The organism is Pseudomonas sp. HP_01 (assembly GCF_055284355.1).
In genome coordinates this window covers 25,830-32,493 of sequence record NZ_JBTOPV010000037.1, presented here as the reverse complement: position 1 = coordinate 32,493, position 6,664 = coordinate 25,830, and the positions used below count along the sequence as shown (strand labels likewise).

Genomic DNA, 6,664 nt, shown 5'->3' with positions numbered 1-6,664 from the left:
TTCGGTTTTGTCCGGGTGCTTGATCAGGACAAGCTGACCGGCTTTGTATTCATACGTGGTGCTGTGCCCGGCCGGATCGGTGAAGCGAACCATCTGGCCGCGTTCGTCGTATTCCCACGCGCTGACCTTGCCCGAGCAGTCGATGTACTTCAGCAACTGGCCCGCAGCGTTGTACTCAAGTTTCTTGGTATTCCCGTTGGCGTCCTTGATCGCGGTAGGAAGGCCGAATTTGTTGTAGGCGTATTCGGTAACGTTCTCTAGCGGGTCGATCGCCTCGATCAGATTTCCACGAAAGTCGTAATCCCGTTTCCACAACCCGCCTTCGCCATCGCTGATCTTGATCAGGTGGCTTTTATTGTCATACGCGTAGTTCATCACGCTGTGATCAGCGCGGGTGTGTTCGGTCAGATTGCTGAGCTTGTCGTAGCGATACCGGTCGGTGCTGCCGTCGGTGTGGACGTGGCGGATGATGTTCTTGGGGGCGTCGCGGAAGAACCACTCCGATCGCCCATCGGCGTGGCAAATGCGGTAGGTGTAACCGAGGCTGTCGTAGTAGTGCCGGGTTTCATGACCGAGCGCATCGGTGACATAGGTGAGACGAATGTTTTCGTCCCATGCCAATCGCGTGTCGAAACTGCCGTCGTCAGCCCATTCGCGAATGGCTTTTGCGTCGGGGCCGGTGCCTGACCATTGCAGGTTCAAACCGCGATTAGTGCGGTCGGTGTAGCGGGTGATCAGATGGTTTTGATACTGATAACGCCATGCGGCGCCATTCTCATCCTGCGCCAGAACAAGGTCACCACAATCATCGTATTGATAGGCACACAGTTGGCGTTTAACCTTGCCGTCACGAACTTCCCAAAGCCCCGTCAACCGTCCGTGATCGTCAATCAAAGTGCCCAGGCGAAGATGGACTTTGCTGAGATCCTTCTCCGAGTAAGTCACCAATTCGGAGAGCAACAAACGCTCATCATGCCGATGCTCGTAATGCAGCATCACCCCAGCGCCGTTGGGCAGCATCTTGTTGATGAGAACAAAGCGCTTGCCCCGCCGAACATAGGTTTCCCTGTGCTCAAGCCCACGCATCAGCAACAGCCGATCCTTGCTGAGGCGAACGACGGTCAGATTTTCAATGGCATTAAAGTGAAAGAGCTTGACCTTGGGCAGAGGAAATTGATGGCTACGACCATCGGAGTCATGAAACACCAGACCATCGCCGACGAGATCAAACCGCGTGGTAAACGGCGTAATCCAGCGTGCGCCGATAACATCCTCATCGAACGCATCCAGACTCGAGCAATAAGTCCGGGTCCACTCAACCGGAAACGGCCCCGGTAGACTGAAGTCGGTATGACTGACCGACTCAGTACCCATCGCAAAACTGATGCTTCTGGTTGTTGACGCACAAGCGCAATTTTTCTGTTCGTTAGGCCGACCCTTCGCCGGCTTCTCACGCTGAACAACTTCAAGTTTGCCTTCGCTACCCCGGCGCTTGGCCTGATTAGTCACCCCAGGCTTGATGTTGAAAGCCTGCCCGTGCCCATTACGCGCACGCCAACTGACGACCGCACCTTCCAAGGTAACCAGCAACGCAGCGATGGAATGCTGCCCGCTCGGATCAGCCAGCCCCGTAATCTGCGTCCGAAGCTGAGGCGCCAGGTCACGCAATAATTTGGCCTGCCTGACCACCTCTTCTTTAACCGCTTCAGGCACAAGGTATTCAGCAGCGCCATTCACCGCGCCCTTGCCCGCCGCAGCGCAAACCTCCGCCGCCGCCGCAAAGATATTGCCAATTGCAGCCTTGGGATCGTAGGCCCAGAGATCCCCAGCGGCATGGACCCACTGCTGTGCCTCAAGCAAATCAGCCTTGGCGTTCAGCTTCGGGTCGACCAGGCTCTCCAGGCCTTCGGCAATCTGAAACAAGACGCCTTCGCCCAGCGCTCCCGCATCTTCAAGAATCCCGGGGAGCTTGGTCTGCGCCTGGCTCACAAAATCATCAAGCGTCCCGACAATGGTGGCATTCAGGTGCCCGATCAGAATCTCGATCAGCGCATCCCCCAGCACCATCTTCCCCGCCTGCCGCATTTCCTGACGGACCAGGAACAGCATCGGCCGCAGGCTCATCCGCGCCGCCGCCATGCCCGGGGGAAACGGCACCATCCCGATCAGATTGATGCCCAGACTGACCCAATCCAGCGGATCACGTTTCTCACTGGTCGCCAGCCGAACGATGTCATTCAGCGCATCGACCAGCGCCATGATGTTGCCGACCACGGGCAGCCCGCCGGCGAACGTCTTGATCCGCTCAAGGGTGACGACCCCGCCGCTGATCTCCTGCAACCAGGCATCGAAATTGGCCGCGCCAAGACCAACGTCTTCGACCTGAATCAGATCAAGCGGAACAACCGCCACTTGAGGTTCACGTTTTTCGTCGCCGCCAGACGTCACTGCAGGGTTTACCAAGGATGCTCTCCGTGCTCAAAAAGCCATCCGGAGCGGCGTGGATGCCTGTCCGGGGGCCACGGAGATATCAAGAGCTATGCCAGCTACGAATTAGCCAATAAAAATCAATAACTTAAGAAGTAAAACATCAAGTTTTAGCGAACGCCAAACCCGATACCCTCTAAAAAGTGCGCAAGAAGTTGCCCACCCCTGCGCAACTTCTTGCGCACTCGTCTGCAGACCACAAACGACGTGGCCTGCAGAGCATTTACCCCCCCATTTTCACTAAAGGAGTGCGCAACTTCTTGCGCAGTCGGTGTAGCGCCGGTCGCGGTGAAGGCGAGGACAATAGGCATAAAAAAAGCCTGTCCGAAGACAGGCTTTTTCACCAACTCTTACCGCTAATGCAGCTTACGAACGCACAACAGGAGTAGGCGCGGTTTCGGCCACACCCAGGTCGTCGGTTGGCGCGGTGTTGTCGATGGCACGACCGCCAGATGCCAGCTCGGCCTGCATCTGCGGAACGTCCAGCTCGCCGACCCACTTGGCAACAACCAGGGTTGCCACAGCGTTGCCGCACAGGTTGGTCAGGGCGCGGGCTTCGGACATGAAGCGGTCGATGCCCAGAATCAGCGCCAGACCAGCCACAGGCAGGTGGCCCACCGCGGACAGTGTCGCGGCCAGCACGATGAAGCCCGAACCGGTCACGCCTGCCGCACCTTTGGACGACAGCAGCAGCACCAGCAACAGGGTGACCTGATGGGTGATGTCCATGTGGGTGTTGGTGGCCTGAGCGATGAACACCGCGGCCATGGTCAGGTAGATCGAGGTACCGTCGAGGTTGAACGAGTAACCGGTCGGGATCACCAGACCGACGACGGATTTCTTCGCGCCCAGACGCTCCATCTTGATCAGCATGCGTGGCAGCGCCGACTCGGACGACGAGGTACCCAGCACGATCAGCAGCTCTTCACGGATGTACTTGATCAGCTTGAGGATGCTGAAGCCGTGAGCTTTTGCGATGGAGCCCAGCACCAGCAGCACGAACAGCAGGCAAGTGATGTAGAAGCACAGCATCAGCTGACCCAACTGCACCAGCGAGCTGACACCGTAAGCGCCGATGGTGAACGCCATGGCGCCGAGCGCGCCGATCGGGGCGAGCTTCATGATCATGTTGATGATGTTGAACATGACGTGGGCGAAGCGATCGATGAAGTCCAGGATCGGCTTGCCGTAAGCGCCCAGGCGATGCAGGGCGAAACCGAAGATCACCGAGAACATCAGCACTTGCAGGATGTCGCCGTTGGCGAACGCGCCGACGATGGTGTTCGGGATAACGTTGAGGATGAAACCGACGATGCTCTGGTCTTTACCGGCGGTCACGTAGGCCGCGACTTTGGAGGCGTCGAGGGTGGACACGTCGATGTTCATGCCGGCGCCCGGCTGGACGACGTTGACCACGATCAGGCCGATGATCAGCGAGATGGTCGAGACGATTTCGAAGTACAGCAGCGCGTAGCCGCCGGTCTTGCCCACGGATTTCATGCTCTGCATGCCAGCGATGCCGCTGACGACGGTGCAGAAGATGATCGGTGCAATGACCATTTTGATCAGTTTGATGAAACCGTCACCCAGCGGTTTGAGCGTTACGGCAGTTTCGGGGTACCAGTGACCAAGCGCGATACCGACGATGATCGCGACGATCACCTGGGCGTACAGGGATTTATAGATGGGCTGACGAGTCGTCATTGCAGTTTCCTCAAGAGCATCGAGCTGCAGCATTCCGGTTGCAGAGACGCCTAAAGTGCGAACCCTCCTGCTGGGAGGGATTTGTTTTTGTCGAGCTGCGCGCGGCAGACCTCTGCTCAGTGCATCGCAAGCACCGTGCCAGTGTTGATAAGTCGCGGGAGAGGCCCGGTTTGCGCGAGCCAACTGGCAAACGGGAGATTCGCTGACCGGAAAGGGGTGGCGGTTTTCCGCCGTTTCGCGGCAAATCGCTCGCCACACTGGCGGGTATCCGCCTCCAAAGGCGTGCGAACAGCTTTAGGTTAGAGGGCGAACTGAATGCGGAAGGCCGCGCCACCCAGTTCCGAATCCCCCAGAGTGAGCTGCGCGCCGTAGCTTTCGATGATGTCCTTGACCACTGCGAGGCCAATGCCCTGACCCGGGTTTTGCGTGTCCAGCCGTTCGCCGCGTTCGAGAATCCGGGCGCGCTGGTTTTCCGGAACGCCGGGGCCGTCGTCTTCAATGCACAGCTCGTCGCCCATCATTGATGAGCGCCAGCTCACGCGCACTTCGCCGAGGCAAAGGCGATAGGCGTTTTCCAGCAGGTTGCCGAGCATTTCCAGCAAGGCGCCCTCTTCCATTTGCACCTGGCCGTTGTCCGGCAGGTCGAGGACCACGTTGACGCGCTTGTCGCGGTAGACCTTTTCCAGCGTATTGCACAGGCTTTGCACCACCGGCCTCAGGGCCACGTGATAACGCACCAGCCCGCTCTTGCGCAGGCTGGCGCGCTGCAATTGATAGCTGATCTGCTGGCTCATGCGCTCGATCTGCGATTGCAGAATCCGCGCCTGCTCCAGGTCTTCCGGCCGTTTGGCAAACTGTTCGCTGACGCCCTGCAACACGGCGAGCGGGGTCTTCAGGCTGTGGGCGAGATCGTCAAGGGAATCGCGGTACCGAATGCGTTGCTCCCGTTCGCTGCGCAACAGGCGGTTGAGCGAGTCGGTCAGGCGCAGCAGTTCGCTGGGATGTTCTTCGCTGAGGCTTTCCCGCGAGCCGGCTTCGACCTGATCGAGTTCCTGACTCATGCCCCGCAGCGCGCGCAGGCCCCAGGTCAGCCCGCCCCACAACAGAATCAGCAGGACCAGCAGTGCGCCGCCGAAGCCCAGATAGAGTTTCTGACGCAGGCCGGAGATGGTTTCCTGGTATTCGCGTACCGGTTGCAGGGCGACGATGCTGAAGGCGGCGTTGCGCCCGCCGAGCAGTTTGATTTCGACGTCATAAACGAAGAACTCTTCGCCGTTGGGTTGACGGATCTTGGCGAATTCGTTGCCGCGGCCGTCGTACCGGGGCTGGTAGTCGATGGCTTGGTCTTCGGCGGCCCGAGAGCGCCACACCAGTTTGCCGGCGCGGTTATAGATGTAGCCGAGCAAGCGGCTGTCGGGCAGGGCGAATTGCTCGCCGGGCAATAACGACGGCATCAGCAGGTGGTCGTCTTCGACGCGGGCGGCAGAGATCAGCGTGGTGACGTCCGACGCCAGGCGTTTTTCGATGGAGCTTTCCAGCGCCAGGCTGAAAGCGCTTTGCAGCGCCGGCAGCATCAGCAGCATGAAGATGACGGCCAACGTCGCGGCGCCCAGCATCAGACGCAGGCGCAGCGAACGAATCATGTACAGCGCTCGGTGAACAGGTAGCCCAGACCGCGCACGGTGTCGATCGGTTTGAAGCCGGCGGGCCCTTCCAGCTTGCGCCGCAGACGACCGACCAGCACTTCGATCACGTTCGGATCGCGCTCGTCGTCATCGGGGTACAGCTGTTCCATCAAGCGCTCCTTGGGGACCACTTGCTGGTGATGGCGCATGAGGTATTCGAGAATCCGGTATTCGTAGGCGGTCAGCGCCAGCGGTTGTTCGTCCAGGGACGCCTGCTTGCGGTTGAGGTCCAGGCTCAGCGGGCCGGCGATGATGGTCGAGTGGGTGAAACCGCTGGAGCGGCGCAGCAGGGCGTTGAGGCGCGCTTCGAGTTCTTCGAACTGGAACGGCTTGACCACGTAGTCGTCGGCGCCGGCAGCGAGGCCTTCGACTTTGTCCTGCCAGTTGCCGCGCGCGGTCAGGATGAGGATCGGGAACGCCTTGTTCTGCACCCGCAGCTGACGGATCAGGTCGAGACCGCCCACGCCCGGCAGGCCCAGGTCGATGACCGCCAGGTCGTGGTTGAACTGGCCCGCCTGATACAGCGCTTCCTCGGCGTTACCCACCGCTTCGACGACGTGACCGCTTTCGGTCAGGCGGGTCTGCAGGTGGTGACGCAGCAGGGCTTCATCTTCGACAACCAGCAATTTCATGACGCTCTCCCAGGCAAAGGCATACCCCTTGTTTCATGATTCTCTTGCTTAAAGAGTCTCTCGTTTCAAGAGTTCTCAACGACGCTGCCGAGCGCGTGCAGTGTGACGAGCCCGGCAGCGATTGTGCAATCAAGACACCGCGAAAAACAGGCTGGC

Annotated in this window: 4 protein-coding genes; all 4 read right to left on the bottom strand. The window is 59.4% G+C overall.

Annotated features, from left to right (window positions below; all coding sequences use genetic code 11):
- A partial coding sequence (locus ACYAR8_RS19030) for a DUF6531 domain-containing protein (protein ID WP_463580751.1) occupies positions 1-2,463 on the bottom strand: 2,463 nt, incomplete at its 3' end.
- 390 nt (positions 2,464-2,853) lie between these two features.
- A complete protein-coding gene (locus tag ACYAR8_RS19025; RefSeq protein ID WP_192133922.1) occupies positions 2,854-4,191 on the bottom strand; it encodes a dicarboxylate/amino acid:cation symporter in 1,338 nt (445 codons plus the stop codon).
- A gap of 299 nt (positions 4,192-4,490) precedes the next feature.
- The gene (locus ACYAR8_RS19020; protein ID WP_463580750.1) at positions 4,491-5,834 is read right to left on the bottom strand and encodes an ATP-binding protein; all 1,344 of its coding nucleotides are present in this window, start codon (positions 5,832-5,834) and stop codon (positions 4,491-4,493) included.
- Entirely contained in the window at positions 5,831-6,508 is a 678-nt protein-coding gene (locus ACYAR8_RS19015) for a response regulator transcription factor (RefSeq protein ID WP_074892343.1), read from the bottom strand. The genes ACYAR8_RS19020 and ACYAR8_RS19015 overlap by 4 nt, the downstream gene beginning before the upstream one ends.
- Between the last annotated feature and the right edge of the window lie 156 nt (positions 6,509-6,664).